Raw genomic sequence first — 18,235 nt, 5'->3', positions numbered from 1 at the left:
ACAGAATCAATAATGTCTGCGATAGCTGATAAGAATGTAAGGATCGCTGTACAGTAGCTGCGCCAAGCATCGCCGAGAGGGACACTACGTGAACCAGAACCCGGGGCCACCCGCCGGTGGCCAACTGGATGCCCCGGCCAAGCCATCCACACTGCCTGCCACCGCCCTGGAGACCTCGGCGGAAAATCCCTGGCCATTGCGGCTACTTTCGCAAAAGCTCAAGAGCCACATTGACCGTGTCCCGCCCACCTGGATCGAAGGCCAGGTGATTGAGCTCAACAGGCGGAACAATGTCACGTACCTCACCCTGCGGGATACGGAAGCGGAAGCATCGTTCAGCCTCGTGGCCTGGGGAAGTGTCATGGCCCGGCTGGAGTTTCCCCTTGAGCCGGGATCGCGTGTCGTGGCGCAGTTGAAGCCGGATCTGTACGTGAAGACCGGCCGGCTCTCGATGCAGACCCGCGATATCCGCCCTGTTGGGCTGGGCGATCTGTTGGCGCGGCTCGAACGGCTTCGCCAGGCCCTGACCGCCGAGGGACTCTTCGCGCTCGAACGAAAGAAAACGCTTCCCATGCTGCCGCACCGCATCGGGCTGATTACCGGTCGGGATTCGGATGCTATGAAGGACGTTATCCGCAACGCTTCCCTGCGCTGGCCCGCCGTGGCCTTCGAAGTCCGGGAAGTCGCCGTCCAGGGTGTTAATGCCGTTAGCCAGATCCAGCGCGCACTGCTGGAACTGGACGCCCGCGAGGATGTCGACGTCATCGTCATTGCCCGCGGCGGCGGATCCCTTGAAGACCTGCTGCCCTTCAGCAGCGAGGATCTGATCCGCGCGGTTTCCGCTGCCCGTACGCCGGTGGTCAGCGCCATCGGACACGAAGCGGATCGTCCCCTGCTGGACGAAGTGGCGGATCTGCGTGCTTCCACTCCCACCGATGCAGCAAAGCGCATTGTCCCGGACGTCAACGAGGAGCTCGCCAGAATAGCCCAGGCACGGCAGATGCTGGACCGCAGGGTGGACCAGCTGATCCGGGTCGAGAGCGAGCGGCTGACCGCAATCCGTTCCCGTCCCGTGCTGGCCAATCCAGCCAGCATGGTGGAAGCCCGGCACGAAGACCTGCAGCGACTGACCACACGCGCCTATAACTGCATCTCGGCCGCCGTACACCGGGACTCGGACCGGATTACCCATCTCAGGGCACAGGTTCGTTCCCTCTCGCCGCAAAACACCCTGGACCGTGGCTACGCCGTCGTACAGCTTCCGGATGGCAGCGTCCTGCGCGACAGCTCTGACGCCGCAGCTGGAACGCGGCTGCGCGTACGTGTTGCCGTCGGCGAACTGTCGGCCGACGTCGCTCCGTAATACTGAACAACACCATCAATCCGAAAGCGGGAACCAGCGTGGATGCCAAGAATTCCGTCGAAAATGCCGATGTCGCATCGCTGAGCTACGAACAGGCTCGGGAGGAGCTCGTCGCCGTCGTAAGCCAGCTCGAAACCGGCGGAGCCAGTCTCGAACAGTCGTTGGCCTTGTGGGAACGCGGCGAAGCTCTGGCGGCCCGGTGCGAAGCGTGGCTGGAAGGGGCCAGGCAGCGCCTCGACGCAGCCAGGGCCAACGCGGCAGACGGATCCGCGACGACGGGAATGGCGGAACCAGGCAGGGACTGACCATCGCGGGTCAGCTCTCCGACAGGCGCTTTCTCTCTGCCGCCACGTCGAAATCCGCGCTGGGCCACTGGGGATTGATGTCTTCGAGTACATCGATCAGCAACTGTTGGACCGCGATCCGGGCGTACCATTTCTTGTCCGCCGGGACCACATACCAGGGCGCGGTATCTGTGCTAGTACGTTCCAGGGCGATCTGGTAAGCCTGTTGGTACTGGTCCCAGAATGAGCGGTCATCGACGTCGCCGGGGTTGTACTTCCAGTGCTTATCCGGCCGGTCCAGCCGTTCCTGCAGCCGGCCCTTCTGCTCCTCTTTGCTGATATGCAGCATGACTTTGATGATGCGGGTCCCACCCGCGGCGACCTTGGCCTCAAAGTCCCTGATGAGGCTGTAGCGCTGTTCAATCTCGTCGGCCGGAGAAAGCTTGCGGACCCGTTGGACCAGCACATCCTCGTAGTGCGAGCGGTCAAAGACCCCGATGATCCCGGGCGCCGGTAGCTCTTTTTCGATCCGCCACAGGAAGCCCTTGGACTGTTCTTCCGCCGTCGGTGCCTTGAACGCCTTGTGGTGGATGCCTTGTGGATCGGCTGCGCCGATGACATGGCGGACGATGCCGCCCTTGCCGCCGGTGTCCATGGCCTGCAGGACCAGCAGCACGCTGTCGCGGGCGCCGAAGCGGCTCTGCGCGAAGAGCTTCTCCTGCAGTTCCGTGAGCTGTTCGTCCTCCCTGTCTAGCAGTTCCTTGCCCGCATCTTTGTCGCCGGTAAACCCCGGGGTCGATTTGGCGTCGACACGGAGCAGGTCGAAGCCCTTCTGCACGCGCAGCAGGGTGGTCGGACTCTGCCTGAATGCAGTTGTCTCCATGGTGGCCTTCCTCTGCGCGTGCCGCTTACGGTTTGTACGTACTCAGGAATTCGGCAATCCGGTTCACGGCTTCCTCGAGGACGCCGACATTGGGCAGGGTCACTAGCCGGAAATGGTCCGGTTTGTGCCAGTTGAAAGCGCTCCCGTGGGAGATGAGGATCTTTTGCTGCTTGAGCAGATCCAGCGCAAACTTCTCGTCGTCCTTGATCGGGTACACGTCCGGATCCAGCTTGGGAAACAGGTAGAGCGCTCCCCTGGCCTGCTGGGTGCTGACGCCGGGAATGGCGTTGAGCATCTCATAGGCCTTGTCCCGCTGTTCCAGCAAGCGGCCACCGGGCAGGATCAGATCGTTGATGCTTTGGTAGCCCCCGAGTGCAGTCTGGATGGCATGCTGTGCCGGGACGTTCGCGCACAGGCGCATGTTGGTCAACAGGTTGATGCCTTCGATGTAATCCGTGGCCAGGTGTTTCGGCCCGGAGATGGCCATCCACCCGCTGCGGAATCCGCAGACGCGGTATGCCTTGGACAGCCCGCTGAAGGTCATGACCAGCACATCGTCGGCCAGCAAGGCTGTATTTACATGCTGGGCATCCTCATAAAGAATCTTCTCGTAGATTTCGTCCGAGAACACCACCAGATTGTGCTTCCGGGCCAGTTCGAGCATGCCCTCGAGCACCTGTTTCGGGTACACGGCGCCGGTGGGGTTGTTCGGGTTGATGATCACGATGCCCTTGGTGTTGGGCGTAATTTTTCGTTCCAGATCCTCCAGATCCGGCAGCCATCCTTCTTCCTCCACGCACAGGTAGTGGATGGGATGGCCGCCGGCCAGGCTCACGGAGGCAGTCCAGAGCGGATAGTCCGGCGCGGGGATCAGCACCTCGTCGCCGTTGTTGAGCAATGCCTGCAGGCTCATGGTGATCAGTTCGCTGACCCCATTGCCCAGATAGACATCGTCAACGCCGATGTCCTGGATGCCCCGGGTCTGGTAATACTGCGACACCGCGGTCCTGGCCGAGAAGATCCCGCGGGAATCGCTGTAGCCCTGGGCATCGGGCAGGTTCCGGATCATGTCCACGAGGATGGCATCCGGCGCTTCGAATCCGAAGGGTGCCGGATTGCCGATGTTCAGCTTCAGGATCCGGTGGCCCTCGGACTCCATGCGGTGGGCATGCTCAAGCAGCGGACCGCGGATATCGTAAAGGACGTTATGAAGCTTGTTGGACTGCTTGAACTGGGCCATTTAAGCATCTTCGCATATTGGACCGGTTTACTTGGTCAGCCCGTTTTCGCTCAGCCAGTCAGCAGCCGCGTCGGCCGGATTGCGCTTTTCGTCCCCGCTGACCTGTCGGTTGAGGTCAACCAGGTCTTCCGTGGTCAGCGCGGCCGAAACGTCGTTCAGCACTTCTGCTGCTTCCTCGCTGACCTTGTCCTGATTAACCAGGGGAAGCACCTGCTGGGCGATGAAGTTGTTCTTCGGGTCTTCCAGCACCACCAGGTCGTTATCCTCGATCGACGGGGTGGTCGTGTAGATGTCGGCGATCTGGATCTGGTCGTTAATCAGCGCCTGCAGAGTGGCCGGGCCGCCGCCGTCGTTAATCGGTTCGAAGGATTTCGGCTCGCAGCCGTAATTCTCCTTCAGCCCGGGCAGTCCGTATTCCCGCTCGGCGAATTCAGGATTCGCTCCGAGCACCAGTTCGTCACACACCGGCCCCAAGTCTGCGATGTTCTCGAGTTGGTACTTTTCGGCGGTTGCTTTGGTGACCACCATGGCGTCCTTGCTTTCGGCGGACGCCGGTTCCAGGACGCCCAGCCCCTCCGGCAGGGCGGCGGGCAGGGCATCCATGATTTCTCCGGCGGAAGCGGCCGCTGCCTCCGGATCCAGGAACAGCAGCAGGTTTCCGCTGTAGTCCGGAATGATGTCAACGGATCCTTCTTCGACCGCCTTGACATACACCTCGCGGGAGCCGATGCCGGGCTTGGTGGTGGCGTCGAACCCTGCAGCGGTGAGCGCGCCGGCATAGATCTCGGCGACGATCTGGCTTTCAGGGAAGTTGGCGGATCCGACCACCAGCGAACCGGTTGCGCCTGAAGAAGCGGCCGTATCGGATGACCCCTCCAAGGGATTGGAATTGGCGCCGCATGCCGTCAACGTGACGGTCAAGGCGGTCACAGCTGCCGCCGCCAACATTGCCCGGCGTGAGGATGTCTGGATCTTCAAGGCTTCTCCTTTACTGGCCGGCACCCGGGGCGCCAACATTCTTCGTTCCCTGCCCCGGCGAGGCCGGGGCAGACTTCAAACCTGGTGAGACCGCGTACTTTTGCACCATCGAGAGGATCAAATCGACAATCAGCGCCAGCACCGCAATCAGAATAGCGCCCGCAAACAGCCGGACGGGGTCGCTGACGGCTAATCCATCGATCAGATACCGGCCCAGCCCGCCCAGATTGATATAGGCAACGACGGCGACAGTCGAGATGACCTGCAGGACCGCGGCCCTGATACCGCCGAGCATGACCGGCAGCGCGTTGGGCAGTTCCACCCGCAGCAGAACCTGCCACTCGGTCATGCCGAGACCGCGGGCGGCGTCCAGCAACTGCCGGTCCACCGCGGCGATGCCCGAGTAGGTGCCGGCCAGCAACGGCGGGACAGTCAGGATGACGAGCGCGTAGATGGGCGGCATCAGGCCCAAGCCCATCAGGATGACAAACAGCGTCAGCAGGCCCAGCGTGGGCAGTGCCCGCAGTGCGCTGGCCACCGAGACCACAGCGACCTTGCCCTTACCGGTATGCCCCACGTACATGCCCGCCGGAATGGCGATCGCCGCGGCGATCAGCAGCGTCAGGACCGTATACCAGAGGTGTTCCCCCAGCCGGGCCGGAATTCCGGCGGGTCCGGCCCATTGTGCGGGGTCCGCGAACCACAGACCAACCTGGTCAAAGAGATTCATGCAGCACCGCCGTTTCAGCCGCATCCGGTCGGCGCGCGGCACCGGCGCTGTCCCTGCTGCCGGAGTCGTCCCAGCCTGACGTCGCCGCGACCTGTTTGTGTCCGGCCCTACGGTGCCGGTTCCAGGGCGTGAGCAGGTGCTCCAGGCCCACGAGGACAAAGTCCATCAGCAGCGCCAGGACCAGCGTCATCACGATGCCGACAACGATCTCGGTCAGGAAGTGGCGCAGCAGCCCGTCAGTGAAGAGCACGCCGAGATTGCGGATGCCGATCAGGGCGCCCACGCTGGCCAGCGAAATATTGCTGACCGACACCACGCGCAGGCCGGCAAACAGGACGGGTACGGCCAGCGGCAGGTCCACGGCGAAGAACCGCCTCAACGGCCGGTATCCCATGGCCACGGCGGCTTGCCGGACGCCGTCGTCAATCGACTCCAGTGCGTCCACGACGGAGCGCACCAACAGGGCGACGGCGTAGACGGTCAGGGCGACAATCAGATTGGCCGTGTCCAGAATCCTGGTGCCCAGGATGACCGGAAGAATGACGAACAGGGCCAGGGACGGAATGGTGTAGAGCACCGAACTGGCCGACAGGATGACGCCGCGCACCGCCGGAATGCGCCAGGCCAGGTAGCCGAGGGGTACGGAGATCAGCAAGCCCAGCACCAGCGGCAGCACCGACTGGTAGAGGTGGTGCCCGGAAAGCTCCAGCACAAAGGGCAGATTGGCCAGGAACCAGTCCATCAGCCGCGGCGCTCCGCATCCAGCCGCTGCAGTACCTCGCCCGCGTCAACCAGCCCTGCTACCTTGCCCGCGGCGTCCACTGCCACGCCTTGGCCGGAGGGAGAGGACAGCGCAGCATCCAGCGCCTGCCGGAGCGAACTGCCTACGGTGAACAAGGAGCCGCCGGTGACCATGGCCGCGGACGCGCGCTGTCCGGGCGGCTGCCACCCGAGGGGAGCACCGCCGTCGTCGGTTATCAGCAGCCAGCCTTCGGCCGGCGCAGACGCCAGCGTCCCAGCCGTCGCTGTGACCGCCGGCTGCAGCGGCAAGTTCCGGGCAGAGGCAAACGAGAGCGAGCGGAATCCGCGGTCCCGGCCGACGAACCCGGCCACGAAATCGTCCACCGGCGCGCGCAAGAGCTCCTCCGGCGGCGCGTACTGCGCCAGGCGGCCGCCGGTGGCGAAGACCGCCACCTTGTCCCCGATGACCGTAGCCTCGTCGATGTCGTGGGTGACAAACACAATCGTTTTCGCCAGTTCCTGCTGCAACCGCAGCAACTCCTGCTGCAGTTCCGCGCGCACCACCGGATCCACTGCGCTGAAGGGCTCGTCCATCAGCAGGATCGGCGGATCCGCGGCGAGCGCACGTGCCACCCCCACCCGCTGCTGCTGGCCACCGGAGAGCTGCGCCGGGTAACGCTTGCCCAGCGCCGGAGAAAGACCGACGACGGCGAGCAGCTCCTCGGCGCGGATTCTCGCCTGCCGCCGCGGGACACCATTAAGGCGGGGAACGGTGGCGATGTTGTCCAGCACGCTACGGTGCGGCAACAGGCCCGAGGACTGCAGCACGTAGCCCATTGAACGCCGCAGCGCAGCAGCGGGCTGCTCCGAGACGTCCTGCCCGTCCACCAGGACGGTTCCCTCAGTGGGCTCCACCATGCGGTTGATCATCCGCAGGGACGTGGTCTTGCCGCAGCCGGACGGACCGACAAACACGGTGATGGCAGCCCGGTCGATCTCCAGGTTCAGGTCATGCACCGCCGGCTGCCCCGAAGCATAGCTCTTCGATACGTTGCGGAACTGGACCATGGGCGAGCTGCCCGGGCTGGCCAGCGGGGCCATCGACTGCGCTTCGGTCATCGTGTCTCGCTCTCCGTCCTGGTCGGGGAACCGTTTTGCGCCACGGCCTCGGAACCGCTGACAGCTTGGCTGACGGCGGCCGGCGCCGCAGAAGGTTCCGCAAAATAGAGCTTCAGGCCGACGTCCACCAGGTCCACGCGGTCGAGTGCCGGCACCTCGTCCAAGGGGACCCACTTTGCCTGGTCCGTGGACCCCTGGAGCTCGTGCGTTAAATCACCGCCCGTCACCGTAGCAGCGTAGACAATCCGCAGAGCGTGCAGCGGCACATTCCCGCCGTGCAGCCGCCGATCTGCCGGGATGAACTTGCTGTCGACGCCGAGCAGGCGGCCCAGTTCCACGGTGTAGCCGGTTTCTTCGGTGATTTCCCGCAAGGCCGCCGTGGGAGCATCTTCCCCCGCTTCAAGTCCTCCGCCGGGCAACGTCCAGCGCGGGGTTCCGGATCCGGTCCAGCGTGCCAGCAGCACGGCATTCTCCTGAACGATCACGCCGTAGGCGCCGATGCGGGTATCGAAGGACATGCCTTTCAGTCTATGCGGGCTTCATCCTGCGCCCCAGAAGCGCCGGGCCGCGTTTGGCGATGAACCCGCAGCTATACTTTCGGCAACGTATCTTTGGCGACCCGAGCGTTGCGTCCGGGGCCAGCGGGGACTACAACTGAATGCATGGGGATCAGGCCAGCAAGGCATCGCGCGGACCCCGTCCCGCCGGATTGGAGCGTGGCTATGCCCGCCATCGAGCGGCGGCTTCTGGAAGTCCTGGCTGCCGCCGGGCCGGATCCTGCCGCAACGCCGGCGAATCCCCGTGACTGCCTCGACCGGGCCTATGAAGCGGCCTACGCAGAGGACCACTACGGGGCGGTTACCTTGGCACGCCTGGGACTTGAGCAGGCTACCGAATCCGACACCGACACCGTGCTGGCGTTGTATTCGGTCCTGATAGCCGTTGCCCAGATTCAAGACCAGGCTTCGGACGCCGAGTACTATCTGGCGCAGCGGGTGGACCGGCTGCGCCGTGCCGGACGCGATGTCCAAGCCTCCGTCGAGGCAGACCTCGGGACGGTCCTCTTCCGCGAAGCGACCGCCGCAGAACTGCCCGTGCTGGAAGCGGCGTTGGAGCAGCTTGAGGCGGCCAAGGCCCCCGTTGGCGTCCTGGCCGACGTCAAACTGGCCATCGCCGTCGCGCATTCGCAAAAAGGGGTCCGGTCCACGGCGATCGCCCTCCTTGAAGACGCGGTGGAGGGCTATTCCGCCGGCGAGCGCACTGACAGTCTCGCCGGGGCGCTGATGTATCTGGCGCACACCTACCTGCAGCTGGACCAGCCCGGGCAGGCCGTCGCCGCGGCAGACCGGTTGCTGGCTATTCCGGCCAATCGTGCGCTGGCGGCCTCGATGTGGCTGCTGAAAGCCAACCTCGCCAACACCGGGGAGCACGACGACGAAGCCATCGAGTATGCCCTGACGGCCCTTGAGCTCTACGCTGCCTGCGGCGTCCGCAAGGGTGCCATTTCCGCCGCGGTTGTCGTGGCACAGCTGTGTGCTGCCGCCGGGGACGCGGAGAGTTCGGTACTGGCCTGGCGCGCGGCAGTGCAGCAGGCCGAACGCGGCGAAGTCCAGGAGGAACTGACGCTGCGCCTGGCGCTGGGCAACCAACTGCTGGAGGCGGAGGAGTATGAACTCGCTGCCCAGGTGCTGGGCAAGCTGCTCCAGCGCCAGCGGCTGACCGATGCCCCGCACTCGGACAAGGCCCGCACTCTGATGAGCCTGGGACATGCACACCGCCATGCCGAACGCACGGCCGATACCCTGGACTGCTGGCGCGAGGCAGTAGCCGAGTTCACCGGCGGCGGAGAGTACGGCGAGGCTGCACGGTCGCTGCTGGCCATCGGCACCTTGCTGTCGCGGGAAGACCACGACGCGGACGCGATCGTCTGCTTCGAGGCGGCCGTTGCCGCCGCCCGCAAATCTTCCGACGACGCAGCAGCCCTGCCACAGGCTCTCCACGCTCTCGGCCACGCGATGTGCGAAGCCGGCGACCAGGATGGCATCGCCCAGCTGGACGAGGCAATCCGGCTGGCGCGGGACTACGGGGCGCACTGGTACGAGGCGGACTACAGCGACACCAGGGCACGCGGGCTTTGGGCCCTCGACCATGGGCCGGCTGCCGTCTCCGCTGCCCTGCAGGCCGCGGACCTGTACTCCGCGGCGGACGACGCTGCTTCGGCTGGCAACTCCGAACTTTTCGCCGCGCACGTCCTGGCGGAGCTTGACCGTCCCGCGGACGCGGTGCCGATGTTCCGGATGGTGCTGGCCCAGCCCGAGGTCAGCCGGATGCTCCGGGTGGCTGCCAACCTCGGGCTGTCATCCGCCCTGGACTCGCTCGGGCGCAAGGATGAAGCCGAGGAGGCACGCCGCGCGGCGGAAGAGGCAGCCGACAACTGACGCCGCTTCTCATATTCGTCTCATCTTGCGTCGGAATACTTGAAGCATGCAGCGCGCGACCATCCGTTATGTGCTCACGGCCGTTGCCATCGTGCTCGGCATGGGGCTGGCAGGCTATGCCGTGGCGAGCACTCTCCGCAGCCCGGACCCCTCCGACCTGGGACCGTCGATAGTATTCACGCCCTCCCCTTCGGCCTCCACGGCGCCGGCGGAATCGCCGGGTACCGGTTCCGGAGACGCTTCGGCAGAACCCGATCCCGATGCCGGACGGACTTCGAAGCCGGAACCAGAGCCAGAACCAGAGCCGGCACCTGATCCGGCACCGGCCCCGGCTCCTGCCCCCGAGCCACCGCCCGCGCCCGCGCCTGCTCCCGCTCCTGCTCCTGACCCCGTCCCGGTACCGCCCGCACCACCGGTTGATTACGACGACGGCGACGACGATTTCGATGATGACGACGGCGATGACGATGACGACTAAAATCAACCTGATGATGACCGGGACGGATGTTTAGGCGCCTGGACGGCCTGTCCGTCCGCACCCGTGTCCTCGCGGCCGTACTCGCACTTTCCGCGTTGGGCCTCGCGGTAGCCGGCGCCGTGCTCTTTGGCCTCCAGCGTGGGCAGATCAATCAACGCATCGATGACTCGCTGAGACGGTCCGTCGAAGAGTTCGATACCTTGGCCGACATCGGCATCGACCCCGAAACGGGACAGGAATTCACCCGGGGCAGCCAGCTGGTCCGGACCGTGATGGCGCGCACGGCACCGGCAGAGAACGAAGGCATGGTTGGCATCGTTAATGGACAGGTTGCGCTGACCGCCAACAACTCGGTCCAGCTGCGGCTGGAAAACGATCGCGAACTCATCGACAAGGTCGTGGCCCAGCCGGAGACTGAGCGGATCATCCTCACCTCCATCCAAACCGAGCAGACCACTTACCGGGCCGTGACCGTACCTGTCCAGCTCTCCTCGGATCCCACCCACAGCATATTCTTGCTGGCGTTCGACTACGATGCGGAACTCGAGGAGCTCGGAGACAACTTCCGGACCTACACGCTGATCAGCCTGGCCGCGCTTGTCCTCATTTCCGGCGTGGGCTGGCTGGTGGCCGGAAGGTTACTGGCACCTATCCGACTGGTGCGGGAAACCGCCCAGAAGATCACCGAAACCGATCTGTCCCGCCGCATCCCGGTCAGCGGGCACGATGACCTCTCCGAGCTTTCGCAGACCTTCAACGAGATGCTGGACCGGCTCCAGGGCTCAATGACAGCCCAGCGCCAGCTGCTCGACGACGTCGGACACGAGCTGCGTACGCCGATCACCATTGTCCAGGGGCACCTGGAACTGCAGGACTCACGCGATCCGGAAGATGTTGACTCCGTCCGCGCTATTGCCCTCGACGAACTGGACCGCATGCGGCTGCTGGTTGATGACCTTGTTACGCTCGCGGGCGCCGAACGCCCTGAATTCGTCAAACCCCGCCCGCTGGAGGTCGGGCAGCTGACGGATGATGTGTTGGACAAAGCCCGCACACTGGGCGACCGGCGGTGGGTTGTCGACTCCCGCGCCGAACACATGTGGAGCCTCGATCCGAAACGCATGACCCAGGCCTGGCTGCAGCTGGCTGCGAATGCCGTCAAGTTTTCCCCAACAGGTTCGACCATTGCCGTCGGATCCCGTGCCGTCCCCGGAGAACTGCGCCTTTGGATCCGCGACGAGGGCGCGGGGATCGCCCCCGAGGACCAGAGCCGGATCTTCGAGCGCTTCGCCCGCGGCGCCAACGGGACCAGGGCGGAAGGATCGGGACTGGGATTGACCATCGTCAACGCCATCGCCCATGCCCACGGCGGGACCGTTGAACTGGCTAGCGCGCCCGGACACGGTTCCACTTTCACTATCGTTATCCAAGAACGCGAGCCCGAGCAGGAGGATCCAGTATGAGCCAGATTCTGGTAATCGAAGACGAGGACAGGATCAGTTCGTTTGTCGCCAAGGGCCTGAAGTCGGCCGGCTACGTACCTACTGTTGCAGCCACGGGCCGTGAGGGCTACCACCTGGCCATGACGGGTGATTTCGAGTTGATCGTGCTGGATCTCGGTCTACCGGACCAGGATGGTTTTACGGTGCTCCGCCGGATCCGCGAGGCCAGGAACGACACTCCGGTCATTATCCTGACCGCACGCAGCTCGGTCGACGACACCGTGGCGGGCCTCGAAAACGGTGCCGATGACTACATGGCCAAGCCCTTCCGCTTTGAAGAGCTGCTCGCCCGGGTGCGCTTACGGCTGCGGACGGAAGCACCGACGTCGGATATGAGCACTCTCAGCAGCGGAAACCTGCAGCTCGATCTGCGCACCCGTCGTGCCACCATTGACGGTAAAGAGATCGACCTGTCGGCCCGCGAATTCGCTTTGGCTGAAGCCTTCCTGCGCAACCCCGGCCAGGTCCTCAGCCGCGAGCAGCTCCTCTCACGCGTCTGGGGCTACGATTTCGATCCCGGCTCCAATGTGGTCGACGTCTATGTGCGCTACCTGCGCAACAAGCTTGGGGCCGAGCGCTTCGCCACCGTACGGGGCATGGGTTACCGGCTGGCTGCGGACAGCTGAACCGCTTCGGCCGCAAGCCGCTCCGCGATGGCCAGGCGCTCCAGTGCGTCCCGCTGCCAGCCTTCACCCTGGCCAAAGGTCTTGGCGCCGGCTACCAAGGACAAAGCCACTCCGGCGGAGCGGGCTCTCAGCCCTGCCGGATCAACAGCTTTGTCAAAGGCGGCCAGGTAGCGCTCCGTTGCCTGCGGTACGTGGATGTATCCCTCATGAACAGCCGGCAGTACCGCCAGATGGCCGATGAAGCAGGCGAGATCATCGATCCGGTAGCCGGGACCCAGCGAGTCCACGTCCAGCAATCCCGTGACCGTGCCGCCGTCGATCAGCAGATTCGCTTCGTAAAAGTCGCCGTGCGTTGGTACCAACGGACCAGGCTTCGTCGCCGCCAGCACCTTCGAGATCTTCTCCTCCAGGCGGAAAATCCGTTCCTGCTCCAGCGGAAGGGCGGCCGCGGCCGCCCGCGCGTAGTCTGCCGCGCGTTCGGCCCATGCCGGGCGGCGGGACAGCTTCATCACCCCGGCGGGCAACCGGTCCAGAAGCTCCAGCAGGGTGTCGGGGGCTAGTTGCGACGCGCCGTCATTCATCAGCGCTTGGGCCAGCGGCGTACCCTGGACCTCACGCAGCAGCACAACGCCGATAGCCGGGCCGGGTATCAGCTCCGGCGATGGCAGCCCGGCCTCCGTGAGCAGCCGATGGCGCCGCAACAGCGCGTCGGCCTTGTCTGGGCGCACCACTTTAATGAACACGCGCGATGCTCCCTGCGAGGCTTCCAGCACAGCCCGGCGGAGCGGACGGTAATTGATCATCCGCAGATCGGCGTCTCCGCCGCCGAAGGCGGCGCGTGCCATAGCGGCGGAATCACAGGCTGTTGCCAACCCGGTTAACACCGGATCCGCGGGATACAGCCAAGCGGTCAACGCAATGTTTCCGTCATCCAGCCGTACCACGGGAACGCCGCTATCCGGAACCACTGAAGTGCTGACGCAGACGTATTCGGTGCGAACAGTCCCGTCAGGGATCCGCACGTCCACGCTGTAGATCCCGGTCGCTCCGGCGCCCGGCCGATGTTGCAGCTTGGCCAGTTTCCATCCTCGGATGCTCGCGCCGAGCGTGCCGACCGCGAGTTCCAGCGGCTGTTGCATCTTCATGCTCTCCAGCAGGTCGATGCCATCGGTCTCGGCCCGCATCAGGTCGCGGCTCGGAGCGTTCATACTCCTTTTCATATCATCCCGCTGCAGGAACGGCTCCCTCCGGCCGGAGAAAGGCAGAAGGCCCGCCCCTTACCGGAGCGGACCCTCTGATCGCCAGTTGCCAGTACTGCGGACTTCACGCCCGGCGCCGCTGCAGCACTGCGTCCAGATTGATCTTGCCCGGCTGGGGCGCCGCTTCCTTGGCAGCCGGAGACGCCCCGTCCTTCGCAGCGACCGGCAGGTCGGTCTTCGGAGCCACGGCGGCCTGCTTGATCGGCGTCTTCGCCGTCGGCTTTTTCACTTCCGGGGCCGGCAGCGGTGCGGGGGCCGGCCGTTCCGCTTTGGCCGATGCAACATAAGTCGGCTTCGGCACTTCTACGGGCTGCCAGGTGGGACCGGATCCAGGCGCGGAATTCGCTGCGCTTTTTGATTCAGCTTCGGCCGCAACTTTGAGTGCCTCCGCGCGGAGTTCCTCCGGCGTCAGGCGCCGTGGTTCGGGCGCGGCAACCGGTTCCTGCTTTTCCGAACCGGACGCTGCTGCGGCGTCTGCTTCGGCCGCCGCGTCGAAAAGCACCGTTTCCCGCTGCGGACTTGGTGAGAGATGGTGGACCGGCGGATTCATCGCTTCTTCAAAGGCCCTGTTCACGCGGGCGGCTGCACGGCGGCGCCGGTCACGGCGCACCAGCCCACGCAGCATAAGAACGACGGCGGCGACAGCCAGCAGTGCGACCCCCGGGACACTGCCCGAGACCACGCCGAAGAGGGCCAGTCCCCCGCCGATGACGAAAGTCAGCAATGCGCCGGCTCCCACCAGAGCCAGAGCAGTACGGCCGTAGCGGATGTTCAAGGGCGCGGGCGTACGTTGCTCCCGGGCAGCGCCCTCCGGGCCAACGCGCTCAGGCCCGGAGGCGGCGCGGGCTGTTCCGGAATGGGCGTTATTTTCCATGATGATCCCCTGAGCTGCACTGCCTGTGGCCGTGACGGGTCCTGAGTCGAATGATATTCCCTGGCCCGGAAGTGCCTCGGCCAGCGTTGCGGTTCCAAGAAAGCGAAGCAAGTACGGTCCTACCCAGACAAGCCAAAGCCCCACGATCACTACGAAGATCACTGAGCTTTGAATGTCCACAATCAAAACCGTAGAAGCTAAAACATGCCGGATGCGGTATTAGTCACGGTGTGTCGGCGAAAGTCACCGGAAATTGATAAACCAGCAGGTCAGCACGAACGTCCGCTACTTTCGAGCCAGCCCGGAAGAAGTCCGTCCGGAACTTCCTCCGCTGTCAGCGCGAAAGACCTGTGATCGGCCCATGAACCATTGATGTGGAGGTAGCGAGGGCGCAGTCCTTCGTCCCGGAAGCCTAGTTTTTCCACTACCCGCAAGCTGGCGGAATTCTCCGGACGGATGTTGATTTCCATCCGGTGCAGTCCCAGGGCGCGAAAGCAGTGGTCCGTGGCCATTGCTACCGCCGTTGGCGCGATGCCCCGACCGGCCGAAGCCTGGTCCACCCAGTATCCGAGCGTAGCCATCATGGCCGATCCCCAGACGATGCTGGACACTGTCAGCTGCCCGACGATCACCGGTGCCGGCCGGCCCGGCTGGACCTCGGTGATGATCCACGGCAGCGCTGTTGCCAGCTTCGCCTGCCGGTTCAGCGATCGAACCATCTCGGCAAACTGCGGCAAGGAGCCGTTGGGATCCGGGTTGGAGGCTTCCCAAGGGGCGAGCCACGCCGCGTTCTGCTGGCGCAACTGCAGCCACTCGCGCTTGTCCCGACGGGAGATCGGGCGCAGCGCCAAATTACCGCATTCAACTCTGACGGGCCAGATGGCCGAACTCAGCACCGCCGCCAGCCTGGTCTCAGCCCTGTGCGCCTTCGGTGAATTCCTTCAGCCAGGAGCGCAGATCCTCACCGATGTCGGCGCGTTCCGAGGCGATGGTCACTACAGCCTTCAGGTAACTCAGCTTGTCACCCGTGTCGTACCGCCGTCCGCGGAAGATCACACCGTAGACGCCCCCGCCTTCGCCTTCACGGGACGCGAGTGTCTCCAGCGCATCGGTCAGCTGGATTTCGCCGCCCCGTCCGGGACCGGTCTCTTCCAGCACGTCGAAGACCGACGGGTGCAGTACGTACCGACCGATGATGGCCAGGTTCGAGGGAGCCTCTTCGGGCGACGGCTTTTCAACCAGCCGGTTGACCTGCACGCAGTCGATGCCGTCCATTTCGCTGACGTCGGCACAGCCGTAGGCACTGATCTGCGCGGGCTCGACCTCCATCAGGGCGACGACGGATCCACCGGTCTTCTCCTGGACGTCGATCATCCGGCGCAGCAGCTCATCGTTTTCGTCGATGAGGTCATCGCCGAGCAGCACAGCAAACGGCTCGTCGCCGACGTGCTGGCGGCTGCGCAGCACGGCATGCCCCAGTCCCTTGGGATCGCCTTGGCGCACGTAGTGGATATCAGCCAGGTTCGATGCCTCGCGCACCAAGGCCAGCTTGTCGAGGTCACCCTTTTCCTCGAGGACGAACTCGATGTTGGGCACCCTGTCGAAGTGGTCTTCCAGCGGTCGCTTGTTCCGTCCGGTAATCATCAGGATGTCCTGGATGTCCGCGCGGACCGCTTCCTCAACCACATACTGGATGGCCGGTTTGTCCACTACCGGCAGCATCTCTTTGGGCATGGCTTTGGTTGCGGGCAGGAAGCGGGTGCCGAGACCAGCGGCCGGAATGACTGCCTTGCGTACGGTGCGATGAGACTTCATGGAAATAAGATTACCCATCCGCGGCGTCAAAATATGAATTAGCATGACAGCTGCCGCCTCAGTGCATCCGACGGCGGCAACGACCCCTTCGAACAAGGATTGCCGTGACACCTCTGGATAAAGACGCTGCCCGTGCACATTTCCGCAAGCTGCGGCAGGATCTGCCGGAGACCGACCGGCGCGCGGCTGCAGAACAGCTGGCCAAACATGTCATGGCGGGACTAGAAGCGGCCGGAGCGGAACGCGGCAGCACCGTTGCCGGCTATCTCTCAACGGGCGCAGAGCCTTCCACCGAACTGCTGCTGCCTGCTCTGACCCGGGCCGGCTACCGCGTGGTCGTCCCCGTCTGCGAGCCGGAGTACCAGCTCTCATGGGTGCAGTGGTACGACGGCGTGGAACTGGTCCGCAGTCCACGGGCCTGGGTCTACGAGCCGGTCGGGGAACGGCTGCCCTCAGCCATCATGGCCGATGTCCCGCTGATCCTGGTACCCGGCCTGGCGGTTGACGCCGATGGCAACCGGATAGGCCAGGGCGGCGGTTACTACGACCGGTTCCTGGCAGGGGTCGCCCGGCTGCCTGAGCAGCCGAAGGAAGTCGGGGTCTTTTACCCTCACGAGGTCGTCGCTCCCGGCAGCTTCGAGGTCACTGAACTGGACGCCCCGCTGGACGGCGCTGTGACGGCAGAGGGCTGGATATGGTTCGGCCCCGGGACAGTGTAGAATTAGCACTCGGAACTATCGAGTGCCAGCCCAGCGGGTGGCCCCGGATGTGTTCCCCGGGAATTTTCAGGAGGATTCAAGTGCCCACGTACGCCTATGCCTGCAAAGATTGCAGCCACGCTTTCGAGATCCAGCAGTCCTTCAGCGACAACTCGCTGAGCGTTTGCCCTGAGTGCAGCGGCAACCTGCGCAAAAAGTTCAACAGTGTCGGCGTCGTTTTCAAGGGTTCCGGCTTCTACCGGACCGATTCACGCGATACCAAGAGCACCAGCACGGTTCCGGCCGCCGGCAAGTCCGACAGCCCGGCGTCGGCACCGGCAGCAGCACCCGCACCGGCCGCTGCCGCCCCCGCTGCCAGCTAGCAAGCTCTCTTAGCAGTACGCCACCCGGGGATGCCACGGCTCCCCGGGTGTTCTGCGTCCGGTGACGTTCCTTTCCTCCACAACAGGAACTACCGCTGCCCCCGTGCACAATCTGCCGCAAGCCCCTGCTCCGCTGGCTCCCGGCGTCCTTACTGTGGCCCTATGCAGCATTCACCCCGGGCGACCCTCCCGCTCCTTGTCCGGCGTCTGGTCAGGCGCCATTACCGTCTGATCGCAGCCGCCCTGCTTTGTGCAGCCGCCGGACTCACCGTCCACGAGCTCACTCCGGCCCCGCTTGAGACCGTCCCCGTGGTCACTGCGGCCGCGGATCTGCCTGCGGGAACCATCCTGGCCGAATCGGATCTGGTGACCGGCAGACTTCCTGCCTCGGCCGTGCCCTCCGGATCAGCGGCTTCGGTCCACGACCTGGCGGGAAAACGGCTGGCCACCGCAATGCGGTCCGGTTCCCCTGTCCTGGATACCTCCATCGTCGGCCCCGGCCTCCTGGCCGGCAGTCCGCCGGGCACCGTCGCGGTTCCGGTTAGGCCCGCTGACCAATCGACAGTGCAATTGCTCAGCCCCGGGCAACGGGTGGATATCGTGCTAAGCACCGGCGACGGTTATGAAGAACCGGCAGCCTCGGAAGTGCTGGCAAGCGACGTACCCGTGCTGTGGAAGGCCGGGAGCACCACCGACAGTTCCGGGCTGCTGGGCCGCCAGGAAAGCGAAGGCCTCGTGGTGGTGGCAGCATCACCAACTGAGGCCACGGCACTGGCAAGCGCGTCGAGCCGGGGCAAGGTCTTCCTGGTACTTGTGGGTTAGGC

20 protein-coding genes are annotated in these 18,235 nt (G+C 64.6%); 9 read left to right on the top strand and 11 right to left on the bottom strand.

Features of this window, described 5'->3' with window-relative positions; genetic code table 11:
- The first annotated feature begins 88 nt into the window (after positions 1-88).
- Together xseA and AC5RWO_RS09925 are read left to right on the top strand one after the other, a co-directional pair.
- Positions 89-1,363: an exodeoxyribonuclease VII large subunit gene (gene xseA / locus AC5RWO_RS09930; protein WP_498731215.1), complete on the top strand. Its 1,275-nt coding sequence runs from the start codon at positions 89-91 to the stop codon at positions 1,361-1,363.
- Between the two features lie 38 nt (positions 1,364-1,401).
- Complete coding sequence (locus AC5RWO_RS09925; protein ID WP_498731214.1) at positions 1,402-1,668, top strand: exodeoxyribonuclease VII small subunit; 267 nt, start codon at positions 1,402-1,404, stop codon at positions 1,666-1,668.
- A gap of 10 nt (positions 1,669-1,678) precedes the next feature.
- Here AC5RWO_RS09925 and AC5RWO_RS09920 read toward each other — a convergent pair whose 3' ends face one another.
- The 7 genes from AC5RWO_RS09920 to AC5RWO_RS09890 are packed head-to-tail and all read right to left on the bottom strand — an operon-like array spanning position 1,679 to position 7,856.
- The gene (locus tag AC5RWO_RS09920; protein ID WP_498731213.1) at positions 1,679-2,530 is read right to left on the bottom strand and encodes a PPK2 family polyphosphate kinase; all 852 of its coding nucleotides are present in this window, start codon (positions 2,528-2,530) and stop codon (positions 1,679-1,681) included.
- A gap of 25 nt (positions 2,531-2,555) precedes the next feature.
- On the bottom strand, positions 2,556-3,770 hold the full coding sequence (locus AC5RWO_RS09915) for a pyridoxal phosphate-dependent aminotransferase (protein ID WP_498731212.1): 1,215 nt from the start codon (positions 3,768-3,770) through the stop codon (positions 2,556-2,558).
- 27 nt (positions 3,771-3,797) lie between these two features.
- On the bottom strand, positions 3,798-4,718 hold the full coding sequence (locus tag AC5RWO_RS09910; protein ID WP_498731387.1) for an ABC transporter substrate-binding protein: 921 nt from the start codon (positions 4,716-4,718) through the stop codon (positions 3,798-3,800).
- A gap of 40 nt (positions 4,719-4,758) precedes the next feature.
- The gene (locus AC5RWO_RS09905) at positions 4,759-5,478 is read right to left on the bottom strand and encodes an ABC transporter permease (RefSeq protein ID WP_498731211.1); all 720 of its coding nucleotides are present in this window, start codon (positions 5,476-5,478) and stop codon (positions 4,759-4,761) included.
- Positions 5,465-6,220, bottom strand: coding sequence for an ABC transporter permease (locus tag AC5RWO_RS09900; protein ID WP_498731210.1), 756 nt, complete (start codon positions 6,218-6,220; stop codon positions 5,465-5,467). Before AC5RWO_RS09900 ends, AC5RWO_RS09905 begins: the two co-directional genes overlap by 14 nt.
- Positions 6,220-7,287: an ABC transporter ATP-binding protein gene (locus AC5RWO_RS09895; RefSeq protein ID WP_498731386.1), complete on the bottom strand. Its 1,068-nt coding sequence runs from the start codon at positions 7,285-7,287 to the stop codon at positions 6,220-6,222. The genes AC5RWO_RS09900 and AC5RWO_RS09895 overlap by 1 nt, the downstream gene beginning before the upstream one ends.
- A 47-nt stretch (positions 7,288-7,334) precedes the next feature.
- Positions 7,335-7,856: an NUDIX hydrolase gene (locus AC5RWO_RS09890; protein ID WP_498731209.1), complete on the bottom strand. Its 522-nt coding sequence runs from the start codon at positions 7,854-7,856 to the stop codon at positions 7,335-7,337.
- A gap of 204 nt (positions 7,857-8,060) precedes the next feature.
- Here AC5RWO_RS09890 and AC5RWO_RS09885 point away from each other — a divergent pair, with 204 nt between their 5' ends.
- Genes AC5RWO_RS09885 through AC5RWO_RS09870 form a run of 4 tightly spaced genes read left to right on the top strand, consistent with a single transcriptional unit; the run spans position 8,061 to position 12,382 of the window.
- Positions 8,061-9,776: a tetratricopeptide repeat protein gene (locus tag AC5RWO_RS09885; RefSeq protein ID WP_498731208.1), complete on the top strand. Its 1,716-nt coding sequence runs from the start codon at positions 8,061-8,063 to the stop codon at positions 9,774-9,776.
- 46 nt (positions 9,777-9,822) lie between these two features.
- Positions 9,823-10,254 (top strand): hypothetical protein, encoded by a 432-nt coding sequence (locus AC5RWO_RS09880; protein WP_498731207.1) that lies wholly within the window; start codon positions 9,823-9,825, stop codon positions 10,252-10,254.
- 26 nt (positions 10,255-10,280) lie between these two features.
- Positions 10,281-11,717 carry a sensor histidine kinase gene (locus AC5RWO_RS09875; protein ID WP_498731206.1) on the top strand — a complete coding sequence of 479 codons (1,437 nt, stop codon included), beginning with the start codon at positions 10,281-10,283 and terminating at the stop codon, positions 11,715-11,717.
- Entirely contained in the window at positions 11,714-12,382 is a 669-nt protein-coding gene (locus AC5RWO_RS09870) for a response regulator transcription factor (RefSeq protein WP_498635623.1), read from the top strand. The genes AC5RWO_RS09875 and AC5RWO_RS09870 overlap by 4 nt, the downstream gene beginning before the upstream one ends.
- Here AC5RWO_RS09870 and AC5RWO_RS09865 read toward each other — a convergent pair.
- The 4 genes from AC5RWO_RS09865 to galU all read right to left on the bottom strand — a co-directional run bounded on the left by AC5RWO_RS09865 (position 12,358) and on the right by galU (position 16,330).
- Positions 12,358-13,590, bottom strand: a complete 1,233-nt coding sequence (locus AC5RWO_RS09865) for an aminoglycoside phosphotransferase family protein (protein ID WP_498731205.1) — start codon at positions 13,588-13,590, stop codon at positions 12,358-12,360. The two genes, AC5RWO_RS09870 and AC5RWO_RS09865, sit on opposite strands and share 25 nt — an antisense overlap.
- A 115-nt stretch (positions 13,591-13,705) precedes the next feature.
- Positions 13,706-14,515: a hypothetical protein gene (locus AC5RWO_RS09860; protein WP_498731204.1), complete on the bottom strand. Its 810-nt coding sequence runs from the start codon at positions 14,513-14,515 to the stop codon at positions 13,706-13,708.
- A gap of 269 nt (positions 14,516-14,784) precedes the next feature.
- The gene (locus tag AC5RWO_RS09855; protein ID WP_498731385.1) at positions 14,785-15,408 is read right to left on the bottom strand and encodes a GNAT family N-acetyltransferase; all 624 of its coding nucleotides are present in this window, start codon (positions 15,406-15,408) and stop codon (positions 14,785-14,787) included.
- Between the two features lie 19 nt (positions 15,409-15,427).
- Complete coding sequence (gene galU, locus AC5RWO_RS09850; protein ID WP_498731203.1) at positions 15,428-16,330, bottom strand: UTP--glucose-1-phosphate uridylyltransferase GalU; 903 nt, start codon at positions 16,328-16,330, stop codon at positions 15,428-15,430.
- Positions 16,331-16,434: 104 nt separating this feature from the next.
- Between galU and AC5RWO_RS09845 the strand changes: the two genes are divergently transcribed.
- The 3 genes from AC5RWO_RS09845 to cpaB all read left to right on the top strand — a co-directional run bounded on the left by AC5RWO_RS09845 (position 16,435) and on the right by cpaB (position 18,233).
- On the top strand, positions 16,435-17,049 hold the full coding sequence (locus AC5RWO_RS09845) for a 5-formyltetrahydrofolate cyclo-ligase (protein ID WP_498731202.1): 615 nt from the start codon (positions 16,435-16,437) through the stop codon (positions 17,047-17,049).
- Positions 17,050-17,129: 80 nt separating this feature from the next.
- Positions 17,130-17,411, top strand: coding sequence for an FmdB family zinc ribbon protein (locus AC5RWO_RS09840; RefSeq protein WP_498731201.1), 282 nt, complete (start codon positions 17,130-17,132; stop codon positions 17,409-17,411).
- Positions 17,412-17,573: 162 nt separating this feature from the next.
- Entirely contained in the window at positions 17,574-18,233 is a 660-nt protein-coding gene (gene cpaB, locus AC5RWO_RS09835) for a Flp pilus assembly protein CpaB (RefSeq protein ID WP_498731200.1), read from the top strand.
- Positions 18,234-18,235: the final 2 nt, after the last annotated feature.

This window comes from Arthrobacter sp. B055-34, from assembly GCF_059090425.1.
The sequence above is the reverse complement of the archived record's forward strand: the minus strand, read 5'-3'. Positions and strand labels throughout refer to the sequence as shown.